At 66.6% G+C, this 16,596-nt stretch carries 17 protein-coding genes and 1 tRNA gene; 5 read left to right on the forward strand and 13 right to left on the reverse strand.

Features of this window, described 5'->3' with window-relative positions; translation table 11 throughout:
* The coding region (locus AC2FNJ_RS11305; RefSeq protein WP_496764340.1) for an EF-Tu C-terminal domain-related protein at window positions 1-364 on the forward strand (364 nt) is incomplete at its 5' end.
* Between the two features lie 362 nt (window positions 365-726).
* Here AC2FNJ_RS11305 and AC2FNJ_RS11310 read toward each other — a convergent pair.
* A complete protein-coding gene (locus AC2FNJ_RS11310) occupies window positions 727-1,446 on the reverse strand; it encodes a lysophospholipid acyltransferase family protein (RefSeq protein WP_496764341.1) in 720 nt (239 codons plus the stop codon).
* A 141-nt stretch (window positions 1,447-1,587) separates the two neighbouring features.
* Here AC2FNJ_RS11310 and AC2FNJ_RS11315 point away from each other — a divergent pair.
* From AC2FNJ_RS11315 to lptF, 3 genes are all read left to right on the forward strand, one after another.
* Window positions 1,588-1,663: transfer RNA gene (locus AC2FNJ_RS11315), tRNA-Trp, on the forward strand.
* 107 nt (window positions 1,664-1,770) lie between these two features.
* Entirely contained in the window at window positions 1,771-2,328 is a 558-nt protein-coding gene (locus tag AC2FNJ_RS11320) for a hypothetical protein (RefSeq protein ID WP_496764342.1), read from the forward strand.
* A gap of 79 nt (window positions 2,329-2,407) precedes the next feature.
* Window positions 2,408-3,532, forward strand: coding sequence for an LPS export ABC transporter permease LptF (lptF, locus tag AC2FNJ_RS11325; protein WP_496764343.1), 1,125 nt, complete (start codon window positions 2,408-2,410; stop codon window positions 3,530-3,532).
* Window positions 3,533-3,534: 2 nt separating this feature from the next.
* On the opposite strand, the gene AC2FNJ_RS11330 is transcribed toward lptF, so the two are convergent.
* From AC2FNJ_RS11330 to AC2FNJ_RS11385, 12 genes are all read right to left on the reverse strand, one after another.
* Window positions 3,535-3,798, reverse strand: a complete 264-nt coding sequence (locus tag AC2FNJ_RS11330; RefSeq protein ID WP_496764344.1) for a hypothetical protein — start codon at window positions 3,796-3,798, stop codon at window positions 3,535-3,537.
* Window positions 3,755-5,290: a cytochrome D1 domain-containing protein gene (locus AC2FNJ_RS11335; RefSeq protein WP_496764410.1), complete on the reverse strand. Its 1,536-nt coding sequence runs from the start codon at window positions 5,288-5,290 to the stop codon at window positions 3,755-3,757. Before AC2FNJ_RS11335 ends, AC2FNJ_RS11330 begins: the two co-directional genes overlap by 44 nt.
* Before the next feature lie 76 nt (window positions 5,291-5,366).
* Window positions 5,367-6,578, reverse strand: a complete 1,212-nt coding sequence (gene nirJ / locus AC2FNJ_RS11340) for a heme d1 biosynthesis radical SAM protein NirJ (protein ID WP_496764345.1) — start codon at window positions 6,576-6,578, stop codon at window positions 5,367-5,369.
* 3 nt (window positions 6,579-6,581) lie between these two features.
* A complete protein-coding gene (gene ahbB, locus AC2FNJ_RS11345; RefSeq protein ID WP_496764346.1) occupies window positions 6,582-7,064 on the reverse strand; it encodes a siroheme decarboxylase subunit beta in 483 nt (160 codons plus the stop codon).
* On the reverse strand, window positions 7,061-7,513 hold the full coding sequence (locus AC2FNJ_RS11350) for an Lrp/AsnC family transcriptional regulator (RefSeq protein ID WP_496764347.1): 453 nt from the start codon (window positions 7,511-7,513) through the stop codon (window positions 7,061-7,063). The genes ahbB (AC2FNJ_RS11345) and AC2FNJ_RS11350 overlap by 4 nt, the downstream gene beginning before the upstream one ends.
* Window positions 7,510-8,499 (reverse strand): siroheme decarboxylase subunit beta, encoded by a 990-nt coding sequence (gene ahbB / locus AC2FNJ_RS11355; protein ID WP_496764411.1) that lies wholly within the window; start codon window positions 8,497-8,499, stop codon window positions 7,510-7,512. The genes AC2FNJ_RS11350 and ahbB (AC2FNJ_RS11355) overlap by 4 nt, the downstream gene beginning before the upstream one ends.
* Window positions 8,500-8,504: 5 nt before the next feature.
* Window positions 8,505-9,650 (reverse strand): cytochrome D1 domain-containing protein, encoded by a 1,146-nt coding sequence (locus tag AC2FNJ_RS11360; protein ID WP_496764348.1) that lies wholly within the window; start codon window positions 9,648-9,650, stop codon window positions 8,505-8,507.
* Window positions 9,647-10,006 carry a c-type cytochrome gene (locus tag AC2FNJ_RS11365; protein ID WP_496764349.1) on the reverse strand — a complete coding sequence of 120 codons (360 nt, stop codon included), beginning with the start codon at window positions 10,004-10,006 and terminating at the stop codon, window positions 9,647-9,649. The genes AC2FNJ_RS11360 and AC2FNJ_RS11365 overlap by 4 nt, the downstream gene beginning before the upstream one ends.
* Window positions 9,999-10,766, reverse strand: a complete 768-nt coding sequence (gene cobA, locus AC2FNJ_RS11370) for a uroporphyrinogen-III C-methyltransferase (protein WP_496764350.1) — start codon at window positions 10,764-10,766, stop codon at window positions 9,999-10,001. The genes AC2FNJ_RS11365 and cobA overlap by 8 nt, the downstream gene beginning before the upstream one ends.
* 219 nt (window positions 10,767-10,985) lie before the next feature.
* Window positions 10,986-11,402: a cupredoxin domain-containing protein gene (locus tag AC2FNJ_RS11375; RefSeq protein WP_496764351.1), complete on the reverse strand. Its 417-nt coding sequence runs from the start codon at window positions 11,400-11,402 to the stop codon at window positions 10,986-10,988.
* Window positions 11,403-11,460: 58 nt separating this feature from the next.
* Window positions 11,461-13,275, reverse strand: coding sequence for a NapC/NirT family cytochrome c (locus AC2FNJ_RS11380; RefSeq protein WP_496764352.1), 1,815 nt, complete (start codon window positions 13,273-13,275; stop codon window positions 11,461-11,463).
* Between the two features lie 162 nt (window positions 13,276-13,437).
* The gene (locus AC2FNJ_RS11385) at window positions 13,438-15,114 is read right to left on the reverse strand and encodes a cytochrome D1 domain-containing protein (RefSeq protein ID WP_496764353.1); all 1,677 of its coding nucleotides are present in this window, start codon (window positions 15,112-15,114) and stop codon (window positions 13,438-13,440) included.
* A gap of 301 nt (window positions 15,115-15,415) precedes the next feature.
* On the opposite strand from AC2FNJ_RS11385, the gene AC2FNJ_RS11390 reads away from it, so the two are divergent.
* The gene (locus tag AC2FNJ_RS11390) at window positions 15,416-16,594 is read left to right on the forward strand and encodes an NnrS family protein (protein WP_496764354.1); all 1,179 of its coding nucleotides are present in this window, start codon (window positions 15,416-15,418) and stop codon (window positions 16,592-16,594) included.
* The last annotated feature ends 2 nt before the right edge of the window (window positions 16,595-16,596 follow it).

Consider the following 16,596-nt stretch of genomic DNA (forward strand, 5'->3'; position numbering starts at 1 on the left):
CATCGGCGCGCTGCTGCGCGGCATCGACCGGGACGGCGTCGAGCGCGGCCAGGTGCTGTGCAAGCCGGGCTCGGTGACGCCGCACACCAAGTTCGAGGCCGAAGCCTACATTCTGACCAAGGAAGAGGGCGGCCGCCACACCCCGTTCTTCGCCAACTACCGTCCGCAGTTCTACTTCCGGACCACCGACGTGACCGGCACGGTGACGCTGCAGGCGGGCACCGAGATGGTGATGCCGGGCGACAACGTGGGCTTCACGGTCGAGCTGATCGCGCCGATCGCGATGGAAGACGGCCTGCGCTTCGCCATCCGCGAAGGCGGCCGCACCGTCGGCGCCGGCGTTGTGTCGAAGATCATCGAGTAAGGCGCGCTTGCCGCGCCGGGTTGCGGCAGGCGATTTTCCACAGGAAAATCTGCCGGGAGCAACAAGGTGAGAAACCAACGAAGGCCGCCCCAACGGGGCGGCTTTTTCTTCGTTATGTGTGAGCTTATTCACAGACGGCATTCGGGAATCATCGCAAACTTACTCCATTCCCGAGAGTTCGGAGTGTTTCAGATGCCTGTTTTCAACAAGATCCCGTCCGCCAGCATCTTCCGGGCCGTTTTTCGCTCCTTCGAGCGGTGCGCCGAGATTCAAAGGCGCGTGAACCGGCTCCATTGAGGGTTCAACTCCTCCCTGAACCCTGAGGACACCCGGCCTCTCCCGCCGGGTGTCCGGGCGCACCTTCAGCCCGTGCCGCCCGACTCCTCCGCGCGCCACGGCGCCCGTCCCACCATCCGATCCGCTTCGGCCGTGAGGTCGTTCATGTGCCGCTCCAGGCTCTGCCGCAGCGCCTCGATCTGGTCCTCGCTGGCCTTGCGCGGCACCGTCTCGGTCCATTCCCGGCACAGGAACACGCCCTCGTTCCGCCAGGGGCGCGGCAGCAGCAGGCGGTCCCAGGTTCCCGCCTCGCGCCCATGTCGCGTGGCGTAGGTGATGCCGAACACCCGCTTGCCCGAACTGCGCGCCCAGATCAGCGGCACGGTCGAGGACACCCGTTCGGGCCCGCGCGGCCCGTCCGCGGCGATGCCGATCGAGATCCCCTGTTTCATCTTGCCCAGCACCTCGCGCGAAAGGGCGACGTGACGCTTGTGACTGGACATGGCGATGGTGTCCATGCCGAACAGCTTCTGCACGCGGCCCACCATGCTGCCGGCCCGCGCGGACGAGGTGATCGAACAGATGCGCCCCTTGTCGAGCGGAAAGAAATAGGGCGACTGCGCCAGCCTCTGGTGCCACAGCACCACGATCACCGGCTCACCCTGCGCCGCTAGTCGGTCCAGATCCTCATAGCCGATCCGCTGCCAGCGCGTGTTGCGATGCACCATCCGGATGTACCGGGCGATGCACCGCGCCACCCAGTTCAACACCGTCTCGCTGTCCGCGATCCTGCTGCGCAAACCCACGTTCCGCGTCCTCCGTTCAGGCGCGGAACGGTTTATCCTACTCAGCGCGCGACGCAACTCGTTTGTCCCACGGCATTTGCCGGCCTCGCCAAAAAGCCTCTTGAGTCCGCCGCAGAGCTGGCATATCTGAAACCCTGTCACAGGGGTATAGCTCAGCTGGTAGAGCGACGGTCTCCAAAACCGTAGGTCGCGGGTTCGAACCCTGCTGCCCCTGCCAACATCCCACCTTTTTCGAACCCCTTTGCGTCCGGCGCGACGCGAATTGGACAGAATCGGCAATTTCCACTAGGATATAGCCTGTCTTTTTGTGGTTTTGAGGGTGATATGTTCAAGCAAATTCATTCCCGTGCGACATTTGCAATGGCCGCGGCGGCCGTGGTTCTGGGGCTGTCCGCCGGATCGGCCAAAGCCATCACCGTAACCTACGAGATCGAAATCGACGGTGCCACCGGCACGTTCGACGCGCCCGATACCGGCGGGTTGCTGACCAGCTTCGAAATCACGCTGGACGGCGTTACCTATGACACGCTGGGGACAGGCGTAGCCGCACCGGTCTATGATGTCGTGGCCAACGACATCCGCGGCAATCCCGCAACCGAGGGCTTCATTCTGAACTCGACGGCCGGGCCGGGGTGTCTGGCATTGGAATGCGTGCTTTCGCTTGAGGATTCGGTCGATCCGGGCGTCATTCCGCCCCTGTTCGCGGTCTTTCCGCTGGTCGGCGGGTTTCCGGGCGGCGTCACCAATGCCGGCGAATATGCGGTAACTCCCCCGGCACCCGCCAACCCCATACCGCTCCCCGCACCCATTGCCCTGCTCGCCGGGGCGCTCGCCCTGATGGTGAGTCTCGGTTTGCGGCGCAGGCGGATGCAGGCCGTCTGACCGCACCCGCGAATCCCGGTTTCCTCCCGCCTGGGAATGGACTACTGTCCGCCCGAACCGGAACCAATGGTAGAGCGGCATGTCGCGTTTCGATGGCTATTTCCTGCGCCAGCTTCTGTTGCTCTTCGGGTTCTTCACGCTGGTCCTGGTGGGCGTGTTCTGGATCACCCGCTCGGTCAGCCTGTTCGACCGGGTGATCAGCGGCGGCCAGTCCGCGATGGTGTTTCTGGAATTCACCGCCCTCACGCTGCCCTCGCTGATCCGGACCGTGATGCCGATGGCGATCTTCGCCGCCGCCGTCTATGTCACCAACCGGCTGAGCCGCGAAAGCGAACTCACCGTGGTGCTGGCCACCGGGTTCAGCCCCTGGCGGCTGGCCCGGCCGGTCATCTGGTTCGGGCTGATCACCGGGGTGATGATGGGCGCGATCAGCCTCTATCTGCGGCCCGCCTCGGTGCTGCAGCTCGAACAGCGCCAGCAGGAGGTCGCCGGCGACGTGACCGCGCAGCTGCTCAACGAGGGCGAATTCCTGCACCCGTCCGACGGCGTCACCGTCTATATCGGCAAGATCGAACTGGACGGGACGCTGCGCAACGTGTTCCTGTCGGACCGGCGCGATCCCCGGAACCCGGTGAACTATTCCGGCGCGCAGGCGTATCTGGTGCGCGGCAATGGCGGCATCAACCTGGTCATGCTCGACGGCGTGGCGCTGCGCTACGACAGCGTGAACCGGACCATGTCCTCGACGGTGTTCGAGGATGCCTCCTATGACATCACCTCGCTGACCGATGACGGCGGCATCTTTCAGCGCAGTCTTCAGGCCGTGCCAACGCTCGAACTGCTGCGCGGGCCGCAGGCGATCGGGCAGGCCGACGGCTACACGCAGGGCCAGATCACCGAGGAACTGCATCAGAGGGTGTCCTGGATCTTCATCTGTCTCGCCGTGGCGCTGGTCGGCTATTCGACCCTGATGCTGGGCAGCTTCTCGCGGTTCGGGCTCTGGCCGCAGATCTTTGCGGCGTTCACGCTTCTGGTGCTGCTCGAAGGGGTGCGCGGGGTCGTCGCGCCGCTGGTGATAGCGCGGCCGGAGCTCTGGGGGTTGCTCTACCTGCCCGCCCTGGGCGGCCTGATCATCTCGGCGCTCTTCCTGTCGGTGGCAGGCCGGCCGCTGTCGGTGCTCGGGCGCCGGGGCCAGGCCGCCTGATCTCAGCCGTCCGCTTCGTCCATCAGGCCGCGCAGCCACCGCCCGGCCAGCCAACCGGCCGGAATGCCCAGCGGCAGCGCCCAGAGGATCGCCGCCACCGGACGGATCGCCGCCCAGCCCAGCCCGTGCGCGATCAGCCCGATCAGGAACAGGTTGATCGCGACCGTCAGCGCCGCCGCCGGATAGAGCAGCAGGGCCAGTTTCCAGACCGGCCACCGGCCCTCAGTGGCTGGTGCCTTCCGAGAAGGTGATCTTGTTCCAGACATTGTACTTTCCCGAGGGCTTGCGCATCGGCAGGCGTTTGACTTCTTCCAGCGTCGCCGCGTCATAGACGATCACCGCACCGTCATCCTCCCAGACCGACACCAGCGCATGGCTGCCGTCCCGGGTGAATTCCACATGGGCCACGGTCTTGCCGGGGGCGGGACGCAGGGTCTCGACGATCTCGAGGCTCTGCTTGTCGATCACATGCATGACGTCCTTGTTCGGACCAAAGAACACATCCACCCAGACATAGGGCGAGGTTTCGTGGCTGCGCATGAAGAAGCCGGGGCCTTCGGTCTCGATCCGCTTGACGGTCTCCCAGCTGTCCATGTCGATCACCGACACCGCGCCGTCGGTCAGGTGCGGCGTCGCCATCACCGTGGCATCGCCCATTTTCCAGGTGATGCCCGAGCCAAGATGCGGCATCCCCGGCAGATCCAGATCGGCGACCTTGTGGCCGATCACCAGATCGATCACCTGCCCGCCGTCGCCCTTGCGCGAGGCGCCCATGACGTATTCGTAGCTCTGGTCGAAAAAGAAGTCGTCCAGGTAATCGGGCGTGGTGATCTTGCGGATCGGAAAGGGCGTGTCCTGCGGCACCGGTCCCTCGATCTTCCAGTCATGCGCCAGCCCGCCCGCGAACAGCCCCGGATCGGGGTGTTTGCTGTAGGACACCTCCCAAATCTCGGGCACGTCCTTGAGCGCCAGCACGAAGCTTTCGCGCGGCGGCGCCTGGTACACGGCGCTGACCCGGCTGGGTGTGCCGTCCTTGCCCTTGATCTCGTGGACCTCCGCCACCGACAGGTCAACCGTCGAGAGGATCGTCAGCGTGTTGGGCAGGTAGTTCGCCACCGCCAGCCACCTGCCGTCGCCGGACATGGCGATGTTGCGGCTGTTCAGGCCCGCCCGCACGCGGCCCACCTGTTTCAGCGCCCAGATGTCGTATTTCTGCACCCAGCCATCGCGCGACATGATGAAGACGAAACGCCCGTCGGGGCTGAACTTGGGGCCGCCATGCACCGCGAACGGGGTCTCGAACCGGTCCAGCACCTCGAACGTGTCGCCATCCAGCACCGAGACATGATGATCGCCGGTCTCCACCACCAGCGTGATGTTCATCGGGTCGCTGTCCCAGACCGGAGCATCGACGGCCCCGTAACCCTCGTCCAGCATCCGGCTGGCCATGATGTCGGCCTCGCCCCAGTCCGGATCGACCTCGAGCGGCGATTTCAGCCAGCCCGCCAGTTCCTCGATCTGCAACGCGTTCAGTTCCTGCGAAAACCCGGGCATCTGCGTCGCCGCGCGCCCCTCGGCGATCACCGCGGCCACCCGCGGCCCGCGCATCCGTTTCAGCGTCTCGGGGATCAGCGCCGGGCCGATGCCGCCCAGCCGGTTGTCGCCATGGCAGGCCGCGCAGTGCTCGGCATAGTCCTCGACCGGACCGGCAAGGGCCGCCCCCGCCGTCAGCACCGCGCACAGCGCCCCGATCTTCATCTTGCCGAAAATACTCCCGCCGGAGGCGCCCGTCCGCGCCGCGCGCGCATCGGTCGCGGCGCGATGCGTCACCGGATCAAAAGAACTGATGCGCCGGGTCATGACGTTTCCCCCGAAATGGTGTGACTTCCAGCCGCTCGGCGCTGTCCGCGCCGATCTCGGCATCGCTCAGATAGCAGGCCGGGTCTTCCGCCCAGGGATCGCCGGTCAGCTGCAGCGCCCGGATGCGGGTGTTGCCGCCGCAGACATCCTGCAGCCTGCACGCCCCGCAGCGGCCCTTGAGCGGCCGCGGGCGGGTGCGCAGCAGCGCCAGCATCGGATCGTCCCCGGTCCACAGCTCGGAAAACGGCGTCGTCTTGACGTTGCCGACCGTGTAGTCCGACCAGTACGTGTCGGGATGCACCCGGCCCAGATTGTCGATATTGGCCACGCCCAGGCCGCTGGAATTGCCGCCCCAGGCCGCGAGGTGCTCGCGCACATGCGCGGCCCGCGCATCGTCGAAGTTGCGGCGTACCCAGTCCAGGAAATACCCCGCATCCGCGTCGTTGTTGCCGGTCACGATATCCAGCGGCATGTCCTCGGCCACCCCGATCCAGGCCCGGTCCAGCAGCAGGTCCATGGCATGCCGGGTGCGTTGGCGCCGGGCGTCCTCGCCGCGGTTCTTGTCGCCGCGTCCCGCATAGACCAGGTGGCTCAGATAGAACTTGTCCACCCCCTCGTCGTCGCACAGCTGCAAGAGGTCCGGCAGGTGATGCTGGGTGCCCTCGGTCAGACAGAACCGCAGCCCCACCTTGATGCCGCGTTCCTTGCAGGCGCGCACGCCGCGCAAGGCGTCGGCAAAGGCGCCCTCGACGCCCCGGAACCAGTCGTTCGTGGCTCCGATCCCGTCGAGCGAGATGCCGACATAGCTGAAGCCGATCTCGGCGATCCGGTCGGCGGTTTCGCCGTGGATCCTGGTGCCGTTGGTGGACAGCGCCAGCATCGGCACCAGCGCGCGTGCGCGGGCGGCGATGTCGAAGAAATCGAACCGGTCCAGCGGCTCGCCGCCCGACAGGATCAGCGCCGGCACCCGAAAGCGGCCCAGATCCTCCAGCACGCCCATCGCCTGGTCGTGGCTCAACTCGCCGGGAAAGTTCACGTCCGCCGAGACGGTATAGCAATGGCGGCATTTCAGGTTGCAGCGCCGCGTCAGGTTCCAGATCACCACCGGCTTCACCGGGCCGGGGCGGCGTCTGCGCACCGGTGTCGGTTCGACCAGTTGATGCATGTATTCGCTCAGGCGGAACATGTCTCAGCCTTTCCTTGTCAGGCGCAGCCCGGTCTTCTTCAGAATGCGCGTGGAATAGAGGATGTCGCTGCCCCGGCAGGCCGCGCCGAGGATCGCGGCGATCTCGGCCCGCTTCGTCTCGACCTCGCCGCGGTCGGCGCCATGCACCATGGCAAACAGGTTGTAGGGCCAGTCGGGCAGGGCGCGCGGGCGTTCATAGCAATGGGTGACGCAGGGCAGGGCGCCGATCCGCGCGCCCAGTTTCGCGACGCGCCCGTCCTCCACGTCCCACACCGTCATGCCGTTCGCGGTCATGCCCAGCTTGTAGTGATTGGGCGCCGCCGCGATCCGGCGGATCACCCCGCGGCCCTTCAGCGCCGCGATGCGGTCCATCAGGGCCGGTTCGTCCAGACCGACCCGATCCGCGATCTCGGCAAAGGGCGCCGGCACCAAGGGCAGGCCGCCCTGCATCGCCGCGATGATCCGTCTGTCCATGTCGTCGATCATGCCGCCACCCGGAAGCCGATGAAGAATTCCTGCAGTTTGGGAAAGCGCAGAACCTCGATTCCGGTTTCCCGTTCGATCGCATCCGCGGTGGCTCCGATCCCCGCCGGGGTTTCGGTGGCCAGGACGAACCACATGTTCAGCCGATGCGTACGTTCATAATTGTGCGCGACCTCGGGATGCGCATTGACTTTGGTCAGGACGGTGTCGAAATCGCCCTCGGGCACCGCCATGGCGCAGAGGCAGAACGCCCCGCCCATCGCGGCGGCGTCGAAGAAGGGGCCGAACCGGGTGATCACCCGCTCGTCCTTCATCCGGGCCAGCCGCTCCAGCAGCTCGGCCTCGTCGATCCCCAGCTCCCCGGCCACCGCCGCGTAGGGGTGGGCCACCAGCGGCAGATCCTCCTGCATCCGGTTCAGGATGGCGCGGTCGGTTGCGTCCAGCGGGGTCATGCCGCCACCTCCCGCGGCTTGATCAGGGCGCCGGTCTGCTTGAAGCACCGGGTCGAGAACAGCACCTTGTGCGGAACGCCGCGCAACTGCGGAAGATCGGCGGCCCCGGCCAGCACGTCGTTCGCCTCGCGGCGCGACCGGGCATGGATCATCGAATAGAGCCGGTAGGGCCAGACGCCTTCGACCGGGCGGCGCTCGTAGCACAGGGTCACGCCGGGATGGGCGGCCAGCGCCGGCCCGGCGGCGTTGATGTCGGCGGCCGGCAGATCCCAGACGACCATCGCATTGGCCGACCAGCCCAGCGCCCGGTGCCGCACGATCACGCCGAGGCGCGAGATGATGCCGGCCCGATGCAGCACCCGGATGCGCTCCATGACTTCGCCCGCGGCGCGGTCCAGGGCGCGGGCCAGGGCGGCGAAGGGGTCCGCCACCAGCGGCAGGCCGGAACTCAGCGCCTGCAGCAGATCCCGGTCGCCTGCGCGCATGACCGAGCGGTCCACCTTGCGGGCGCCGGGCACGCGCGGCGTCTTGTCCGCCATCCGGAACCCGAGATCCACGTTGAACGGGCGCACCAGCCGCAGGTCGAGCACGCGCAGGCCCGCCTGCGCGCCGATCCGGGCCAGGGTGTCGTCCACATGCTGACGGTCCGGGCCGGTGGCCACGAACCAGAGGTTCCAGTCGTCTTCGCGCTGATAGTTGTGGTTGACACCCGGTTCCGCATCGATCAGGGCGGCCACCTCCTCGATCCGCTCTTCGGGCGCCGCAACGGCGGCCAGCGTGCTGGCCGAGACCGTGCCGGGCGCGATGGTGGCGCCGACGCGGGTGATCCGGCCGGCGGCCCGCATCCGGGCCAGCCGGTCGATCACCTCGTCCTCGCTCAGGTCCAGCGCATCGGCCAGGACCCGGAACGGGCGATCGGTCACGGGAAAGTCGCGCTGCCAGTCATCCAGCAGACTGCGGTCGATCGGATCGGTGATATGGCACATCTCGGTCACAGCCCTGTCCTGTGCGCGCGCGCGGTAAAGAAGATGCCCGAAGGGCTGTCCGCCTCGATTTCGCGCAGTTTCTCAAAGGTTTGCGTGTCATAGATCATGATCTTGCCGGCATCGCGCACGCTGAGCCAAACCTCGTGCCCGCGCGGCGTGAACTCCATGTGCAGTACCGCCGGTCCGGGTTTGAACTCGTGGATGACCTCCTTGCTCAGCGTGTCGATCACCTGGATCGTGTCGTTCAGGGGATGGGCGAAGTTGACCCAGACCTGCCGTCCGTCGGGCCGCGCCATGGCAAAGACCGGCTGGCCGTGGGTCTTGGTGCGCCCGGTCTCGGTCAGGGTGTCGGCATCGACCCACAGCACCTCGTGATGGCCCACCGCGGGCAGCACGAACTCGCGCCCGGTCAGCGCCCAGCCTTCCAGATGCGGCATCTTGTAGACCGGCATTACTTCCTGCCCCCGGCCATAGCCGGGCAGCACCCGGATCGGTTCGGGGTTGTCCGACCACAGATCCAGCGCCGTCAGCCCGTCCTCGCCGAACAGCCCGGTGATGTAGGTGCGGCCATTGGCGGTGATCAGCGCGTCATAGGGGTTCTTGCCCATTCCGGTGATCTTGGTGATGTCCGGCGCATCGCCCGAGAAATCCGCGATCCAGGTCTCGCCGCTGTCCCACATCGTGAACACGAACCGCCGCCCCGGCGCATCGACCAGTCCGATGGTCTTGCTGCCCGTCGGAATGTCCGCGACCATCTCCAGCGTGTCAGCGTCGAACACGCGCACGCCGCCGGGCTCGTAGTTCGAGACCGCCACCAGCGCGCCGTCATCCGAGATCGCGCCGCCGATCGCATTGCCCGCCTGAACGACCCGGCCCGCGATCTGTCGGGTGACGATATCCACCTTGGTCAATCCGCCGTCGCGGCCAAAGACATAGGCAAAGCGTTGGTCCGGCGAATAGACCAGCGAGGCATGGGACAGATCGCCCAGCCCCTCGATCCGGGCCAGCGCGGCGCGGTCCGACTGATCGACCAGCAGGACCGAGCCTTTGGCCCGCTCGATCACCAGCCCCAGATCGCCGGTCGCCACCGGCTCGGCATGGGCCGCAGACAGCATCAGAGTGGCCACAAGGCCCAGCGCAAGACGTTTCATTGGTTCTCGGGCTCCAGCAGGTAACGGGCGATCCATTCGGCTTCTTCCTGGGTCATCAGCGGCCGCCACGGGGGCATGGCGGTATCCGGGATGCCGTCCAGGATGACGCCGGACAGAACGTCCACGTCATAATGTTGCAGGTTTTCGGCGCGCAGATCCGGCCCGAGCCCGCCCTTGAGCGTCAGGCCATGGCACGAGCCGCAATCCTGATGCACCAGACGCTTGAGCGCGGCCGGGTCCAGAACGTCGGCGGCCATCGCGGATGTGGCCACCAGCACAAGGGTCGTCAGACCGGTACGGACCGCGCGTCCGATGCGTTCGGTCGAGGGGTTGGGCAGGCAGGATGAACTAGGCATGGGCTGTCACCTGTTCCATGAGGTCGGCAACCGGCCGTTCGGCATACAGCGAAACGACCCGGCCGATGATGAAGAGGGAAGGGGCCGACAGGCCGGCCTCGCGCACATCCGTGGCGATCCGGTCCAGCCGCGAAACAAGCCGGCGTTCGTCGGGCGTCGTGGCGCGGCCGACCGCCAGAACCGGGGTCGAGCCGGGCAGCTTCTCGGTCATCAGGCCCATGGCGATCTGGCCGATATTCGCCACGCCCATGTAGATGACCAGCGTGCAGTCGGGATCGGCCAGCCGTTTCCAGTCCAGATCCAGCACCTTGTCGGCCTGCCGGTGCCCGGTCACGTATTGAACCGAGGTGGCCAGCCCGCGATGGGTCAGCGGCACCCCGGTCGAACAGGACGCGCCCTGCGCCGCGGTGATGCCGGGGGCGTATTCGACGGCGACGCCATGCGCGGCCAGATACGCCGCCTCTTCCGAGCCGCGGCCAAAGATCATCGGATCGCCGCCCTTGAGGCGGGCAACGCGATGCCCCGCGCGCGCCTGTTCCAGCAGGATCTCGTTGATCCGCTCCTGCGGCACGGTGTGGCATTTGGGGGCCTTGCCGACGGGAATCATGACCGCGCCCTCCGGGCACAGGGTCAGAATGTCGGCCGATACCAGCCGGTCATACACGACCACGTCCGCCTCGCGCAGCATCCGGTGCGCGCGCAGGGTCATCAGTTCGGGGTCGCCGGGTCCGGCACCGATGAGAAAAACCTTACCGCTCATGAGCAAACTCGCTTGTCCTGAAATTCCGCAGGGTGCGCCCCGCACGCCGACAAGGGTTCCAAAGCCACGGATGGCGGGAAAACCGTGATGCGGGCGGGGCTTGGCTGGCATGTCATGGGGGCAGATTGGCCAAAGCCAAAAGGAGTCGCCTTGACTAAAGTTAAGGAGCGCGGGAATTCTCCCGCGCTCCCCGCCTGCCTGCAACGCTGCCCCGTTCCGTCAGGGTTCGACGGTCACGCGTCCGATCATCTCCTGGGTTTCCCAATGCGGCCCGCACAGATAGTCCTGCGGACCCGGCGTCAGAAAGGTGATCTCGACGGATTCTTCGGGAAAGGCCCGGTCGGTTTCCGGCTCGCTGCCATCCTTCAGCAACACGCTGTGGCTGGTGCGTTTGTCCACGTTGACCCAGCGCACCGTGGTGCCGGCCTTCACCGTCAACTCGGCGGGGCAGAAATTGTACTTGTACATCAGCACCACCTCGGCGCCCTCCGCGTCCGAGGACGGCTGCCCGAACAGTTCGACATACCGCTCTTCGGCCTCGGCGCAGATCGCGGCCTGATCCTCGTCCGCGGCCAGGGCGGGTGACGCTGCCGCAAGCGACAGCAGGATTGCGGCGAAAGGTCTGATCTTGGGCATCGGTCGGTCTCCTCTCCGGTCTCCGGGGCGGCCGGTCCGTCCCGGCCGCCCCGTTGTTTCACTGCTTCACCACGTTGATGGCCGCGGCGTCGTCGTCCAGCGCCAGCGTGGTGTCCAGCGTCACGTGGTGGAACCGCGCCGCCGCATGGTCGTCGTGGATGGCGAAGCCCACCGTATAGGTCTGGCCCGGCTCAAGCGGGATGTCGCCCGGCGCGCCGCTGTTCAGCGGGCGCGAGAACACCACCGTCCACATGCCGCCGTCCAGGCTGGCCTCGGCCGCGATCTCGCCATCGTTGACCACCCGCTGCTCCAGCAGATAGCCGTTGGTGGCGCTGCCGTCCGCATAGACGCGCAGCAGGTCGAGATAGGTGCCGTCGGCCAGATACTGCTCGATCTCGGCCTCGGGCTTCAGCTTGTCCCAGCCGCCCAGCGGCTTGTCGCCACGACCCCGGATCTCGATGTCGGTGCGGCTTTCGCTGAGATACTTGGTCACCGTGTCCGTCGTGCCCAGACGGGCCGCGACCTCGCCGTTCGCGGCGATCGCCTCGGCGTCCGGATCGAAGGGCATCAGGGTGTTGTCGGCGTGGCACGAGGCCCAGCAGCCCACCTGTTCGCCCATTTCGATCCCGGTACCGGTGATCATCATGGCGACCTTGATCGGGTTGTCCGGGTCCATCTTGCCGCCATCGACGAAGGGGGCGGGGTTGTGCCCGGCATCCGGCCACTGCAGGCGGACATACAGCCGCTCGTCGTCATGGGCCGCCTGAACGGTCGCGTCGATCACGCCGCGCTTGCCCGGGATCGGCGTCGGTTCCAGATCGCCGCCGGCCACGATCTTGCCGCCGATGGCGTCCAGTTCCTTGGCGTGGCAGGTCGAGCAGGCATCGCCGCCCTTGGTCAGCGGGCGCGCGCCGCCATGCATCTTGCCGTTCTGCGCCCATTCGAACGAGGCCTGGCCGGGATAGAACAGCTTCAGCTCGGTCGGGGCGACTGCGGACCAGTCGACATTCGGCGCGGCGTTGCCGCCACCGCCACCGCTGCCGCCATCACCGCCGGCCGCCGCGGCGACCTCGGTGCTTTCGGCGGCGGCCTGCGCCCGCTCCTGCGCGACCGCGGCTTCGACGGCGGCCGCGATCTGCGCCTGAATCGCCTCGTGCTGGGCCTGCTTGGCCTGTTTCTCGGCCTCGGCCTCGGCGGCTTCCTTGGCCTCGATGCGGGCCAGGCTGTCAAGATACTCCTGCGGGATCGCCCGGACGAATTTCGGATCGGGCGCTTCGAGCTGCTCCAGATAATCCTCGTCCGCCCGGTCGCGGGCATCCGAATGTGCGATGCCCTTGTGGCAGTCGATGCAGGTCTGGCCGGCTTCCATCGCGTTCAGGTGCTGCTGACGGGCGCGCGGCTTCTGGAACTCGGGCATCATCGACTCGAAATCGTGGCAGTTGCGGCACTCGCGCGAGTCGGTGGCCTTCATGCGCTCCCACTCGTTCATCGCCAGATGCAGGCGCTTGGCCTCGAACTTTTCCGGCGTGCTGATCGAGCCGACCGCCTTGCCATACAGCTCTCTGGTCGCCTTGACCTTGCGGATCATCTTGTGCGTCCAGTCCTTGGGTACGTGACAGTCGGAACAGACCGCACCGACGCCAGAGCGGTTCACGTCATGGATGGTGCCTTTGTATTCCTCGTAAACGTAATTCCGCATCTCGTGGCACGAGAGGCAGAATTTCTCGGTGTTGGTAGCTTCCACGACGGTGTTGAACCCGCCCCAGAAGATGATGCCGGCGGCAAAGGCGCCGGCCAGACCGGCCACGGGCATTCCCCACAGGAAATACCGGCGCCAGATCGGTTTTTTCTTTTCCGGTTCGGACTGGGTCATATCCAGGCTCCGTATTGGCTGTCTTGTCTGGCCTTGGGTGACAGGCCGGTGGATTTGGCTTGTGAAACTGCTCCGGCCGTCATGTCGGACGCCGCCGCGCGGCCGGGAACGAGGAAAGGGCGGGCGAGAAGCCCGCCCTTTCGGTTGGCGCGTTTCGGTCCGTCAGGTGACGTGGTTCGACCGGTTGTAGACGTTGAACTTGCCGGTGGGCGCGTAGAGGCCCTTCACGCGACCGATCTCTTCCAGCGTTTTGGCGTCGAAGATCACGATCTCGCCGTTCGGCTCCTTCGAGGTCGAGCGGTTCCACTTGGAAACCCAAACCTCGGATCCGTCCTGGTTGAACTCGATATGGACGGCAACGTTGCCCTCTTCCTCGGTGATCTGGATCGTCTTGACGATCTCGCCGGTCTCTTTCGAGATGACCTGCACCGATTGCTGGATTTCAGGCTCGGGGTGCTTGGTCTGGTCGGCCCAGATATAGTCCGAGGTCGGGTGCGTGCGGATGAACAGGCCCGCACCGTCGGTTTCGGTCTCATAGCAGATCTTCCAGGCTTGGTCGGGATGACCTTCCGGGTCGTTGCCCCAGACCGTCACCAGGCCCTCGCCAAGGTGCGTGGTGCCGGCGACCGGACCGCAGTTCGGATCCACCCAGTTGGCGCCCGGACCCGGGTGCGGCAACGGACCGGTGTCGATCATCGCTTCCAGCTTGTAGTCGTCGGTATCGACCACGACCATCTTGTTGGACGCGTTCGCGGCGATCTGGAAGTACCGGCCCGTCGGATCGAAGAACCCGTCATGCAGGAACTTGGCCGAGTCGATCTTGGTGATCTGCAGGTTGTCCAGGTCGGTGTAATCGACCTGCCAGAGCTGGCCCAGCTCCTTGATGGCGACAATCCAGGTGGGTTCGTGCGGCGTGGTATAGATCGCCGCCACGCGGCTTTCTTCCACATATTCGCCGTCCACGTTCATGCCGCGGGTCGAAACGACCTTCTTCGGCTCCATGGTCACGGCATCGACAATTGCGAAGTGCGGCGGCCAGTAACCCCCGCCGATCACGTATTTGCCGTCGCCGGACACGGCCACGTCGCGGGCGTCATAGGCGATCTTGACCTCGGCCACGAGCATGTTCTCGGGCTCCTGCCACAGGTCGATCTTGGTCATCTTGCCGTCGCGGCCCATGGTGTACCAGAACCGGCCGGGGTTTTCCGGCTCGTTGATGCTGTGGTGTTCCGAGGCTTTCAGAACGTGCACCGCGTATCCGGTCGGGATATGCGCCAGCACTTCCTTGGTGTCGCCGTCGATCACGGCCACCTTGCCCACGTCACGCTCGATGACGACGAAGAAGTTTTCCCAGTTGCGGCCATGCAGCGGCTCGGTCGGGTAGTCCTCCGGCTCGACATAGACCTTGCGGGTGGCTTCCATCTGGGCCAGCGACATTTCCGGCGGCTTCGGCGGCTCCATCATGATATAGGTCGCCATGTCGCGGATCTCGTCCTCGGTCATGATGTCCGAGAAGTTGTTCATCCCGCCCTCGGTACCCCAGGCGATGATCTTTTCCAGACGTTCCTGGCCGAGTTTCAGCGTGCCGGATTCGGTCACGGTGCCGTCGGCGTTCGTTTTCTTCACCACCGGCTCGAGGCTCTTGCCGGTAGCGCCCTTGCGCAGCACGCCGTGGCAGCCTGCGCAGCGTTCGAAGTAAAGCTGTTTGGAGGCTTCGAAAGCTTCCTCGCTCAGTGTTGGCTCTTGGGCGAATGCCGGCGCGGCAACAGTGCCGAGCAGCATCGCCAAACCGGCCCCGAAGGCGCGCCCGGTTCTCGTGTAGCTGATTCCAAGTGACATGATCACTCTCCATATGCGTGGTGAGGCAGGGCGGAGAATGTGCGCAGAGCGGCGCGCACTCCTTGACCAAAGTCAACGGCACCGGCGGAAACCCGCGGCGGCGGTGGCGGCGACCGGCCGCACCGGGCGACAAAACTGGTGTCCCGTTTGATTTTTGTTAAGTCCGCCCCGCCGCGCCGCCGCTAGAGATTCCGGAAGGCAGGCGGGATGCGGGGACAGAGCCGCCCGAGTCGGCGGCCGGGGCGTCGGCCCTTTCCCCGCACGGCCCGCCATCCGGGGCATCGGGCAAAGGAGAGCAGCAATGTCCGCCACCGTCGCGCGCGTCATGGGAGAAGGCTTTCGCGTGTTCTTTCTGGCCGCTGGCCTGTTCGGCCTGCTCAGCGGTGCGGTCTGGCTGCTCTACCTCGCCGGGGTCGCCGAGGCGGTGCCGCAGGGTCAGACCCCGACGCTCTGGCACGCGCACGAAATGATCTTCGGCTATGCCAGCGCCGCCATCGGCGGCTTCTTCCTGACGGCGGTGCCCAACTGGACCGACACGCCCGGCGCGCGGCAGAGCTTCATCACCCTGGCCGTGACCCTGTGGCTGGCCGGGCGGCTGGCGGTCTGGTGCGCCGGCGCGGTCCCGCCGGTCTGGGTCGCGGTCGCGGATCTGAGCTTCATCCCGGTCCTGGCGATCAAGATCCTGATGCAGCTTGCAAAGCGGCCAAAGCCCCAGAACGTGATGTTCCTGCTGTTCCTGGGCTATCTCTGGGCCGCCGATCTGCTGGTGCATCTGGAATGGATGGGCGTCACCCAGGACACGGCGCAGACCGGGCTGCGCGGCGGTTTGGTGACGCTCTGCGCCCTGATCTCCGTCCTCGGCGGACGGGTCACGCCGGCCTTCACCCGCAACGCCATGAAACGGGCCGGCGAGCCCGAGGCGCGCTGGCCGCAAAGCAACGCCCGCGTCGAACGCGCGGCGCTGGTGCTGGCGCTGGCGCTGCCGCCGCTGGCGATGCTCGGCGCTCCGGGCTGGTGCCTCGGCCCGCTGGCGATCCTGTTCGGGCTGGTGCAGGCCGCGCGTCTGGCGCGGTGGCGCGGCGCATGGTGCCTGCGCCAGCCGATCCTCTGGTCGCTGCATCTGGGCATCGCCATGCTGGCGCTGGGGATGCTGGCCTGGGGCGCGGCGCTGCTGGGTCTGGGCAACGAACTCGCGGGCCTGCACATCCTCGGCATCGGCTGCGTCGGCGGCATGACGCTGGCGGTGATGAGCCGCGCGGCGCTGGGCCATTCGGGCCGGGCGCTGATCGCCCCGGCGCCGATGGCGCTGGCCTATGCCCTGATGGGTGCGGCGGCGCTCCTGCGCTGGGCCGGATCCGAGCTCGACGCCGGCCACCTCGCCGCCATGCTCACCACCGGCGGCCTGTGGGTCGCGGCCTTCGTCCTGTTTCTCGTCTCGATGTGGCCCGCCCTGACCCGGCCGCGCCTGGGCGCGGCCTGAGC

This window comes from Ruegeria sp. BHSB196 (genome assembly GCF_059613135.1).

What these genes read in the sequence shown, in the direction of transcription:
- lptF (WP_496764343.1), top strand. Translation starts at nt 2,408, where the DNA reads ATGTCGCGTTTCGATGGCTATTTCCTGCGCCAGCTTCTGTTGCTCTTC.
- AC2FNJ_RS11365 (WP_496764349.1), bottom strand. Translation starts at nt 10,006, where the DNA reads ATGCCTAGTTCATCCTGCCTGCCCAACCCCTCGACCGAACGCATCGGA.
- AC2FNJ_RS11380 (WP_496764352.1), bottom strand. Translation starts at nt 13,275, where the DNA reads ATGACCCAGTCCGAACCGGAAAAGAAAAAACCGATCTGGCGCCGGTAT.
- ahbB (WP_496764411.1), bottom strand. Translation starts at nt 8,499, where the DNA reads ATGTGCCATATCACCGATCCGATCGACCGCAGTCTGCTGGATGACTGG.
- AC2FNJ_RS11330 (WP_496764344.1), bottom strand. Translation starts at nt 3,798, where the DNA reads ATGTCTGGAACAAGATCACCTTCTCGGAAGGCACCAGCCACTGAGGGC.
- ahbB (WP_496764346.1), bottom strand. Translation starts at nt 7,064, where the DNA reads ATGATCGACGACATGGACAGACGGATCATCGCGGCGATGCAGGGCGGC.
- AC2FNJ_RS11335 (WP_496764410.1), bottom strand. Translation starts at nt 5,290, where the DNA reads ATGAAGATCGGGGCGCTGTGCGCGGTGCTGACGGCGGGGGCGGCCCTT.
- AC2FNJ_RS11390 (WP_496764354.1), top strand. Translation starts at nt 15,416, where the DNA reads ATGTCCGCCACCGTCGCGCGCGTCATGGGAGAAGGCTTTCGCGTGTTC.
- nirJ (WP_496764345.1), bottom strand. Translation starts at nt 6,578, where the DNA reads ATGTTCCGCCTGAGCGAATACATGCATCAACTGGTCGAACCGACACCG.
- AC2FNJ_RS11350 (WP_496764347.1), bottom strand. Translation starts at nt 7,513, where the DNA reads ATGACCCCGCTGGACGCAACCGACCGCGCCATCCTGAACCGGATGCAG.
- cobA (WP_496764350.1), bottom strand. Translation starts at nt 10,766, where the DNA reads ATGAGCGGTAAGGTTTTTCTCATCGGTGCCGGACCCGGCGACCCCGAA.
- AC2FNJ_RS11385 (WP_496764353.1), bottom strand. Translation starts at nt 15,114, where the DNA reads ATGTCACTTGGAATCAGCTACACGAGAACCGGGCGCGCCTTCGGGGCC.
- AC2FNJ_RS11375 (WP_496764351.1), bottom strand. Translation starts at nt 11,402, where the DNA reads ATGCCCAAGATCAGACCTTTCGCCGCAATCCTGCTGTCGCTTGCGGCA.
- AC2FNJ_RS11360 (WP_496764348.1), bottom strand. Translation starts at nt 9,650, where the DNA reads ATGAAACGTCTTGCGCTGGGCCTTGTGGCCACTCTGATGCTGTCTGCG.
- AC2FNJ_RS11320 (WP_496764342.1), top strand. Translation starts at nt 1,771, where the DNA reads ATGTTCAAGCAAATTCATTCCCGTGCGACATTTGCAATGGCCGCGGCG.